A 413-nucleotide genomic window follows, 5' to 3' on the forward strand; every position below is an offset into this window, starting at 1 on the left:
GCGCACGACGTGCGCGGCCGACGTTTCAGCCCGTGCCTCATCAAAGCTCTTCAAACGAAGAATCTCGCCGTCCACGCGGTGGACTTCGAAGGTTTCGCCGGTTTCGATGTCGGTGACAGGCACCTTACCTAAAACGTCTAGACCTACAGCAAGTCTCGCGTGCCCGTTGACGCATTCGAAAGTGTCTCCGCTGACGCGTTTCACTGTGACGTTCATACGATCCATTTCTGCATTGTTATGCGAACAGCAGGCACTGACCCGATGGGTCCGCCGCATGTTGAGTTGGTGCGGGAGCACTTTCGGGTGCTACCAACGTCGACTCGCGCTCGCAGGTACCAGCCTTCAGAATGCGGTTCGCTGCGGAAAACACGCGGCCCGCGCTCTTCTTGAACTCCTCGCGACTGGTGTCGCTG

At 58.4% G+C, this 413-nt stretch carries 1 protein-coding gene; it reads right to left on the bottom strand.

The window, feature by feature from the left end; translation table 11 throughout:
• On the bottom strand, positions 1–225 hold a 225-nt coding region (locus GVL03_RS21065), incomplete at its 3' end, for a hypothetical protein (protein WP_159502732.1).
• Positions 226–413 lie beyond the last annotated feature (188 nt).

Source organism: Microbacterium sp. 18062, assembly GCF_902706225.1.
Taxonomy (GTDB): domain Bacteria; phylum Actinomycetota; class Actinomycetes; order Actinomycetales; family Microbacteriaceae; genus Microbacterium.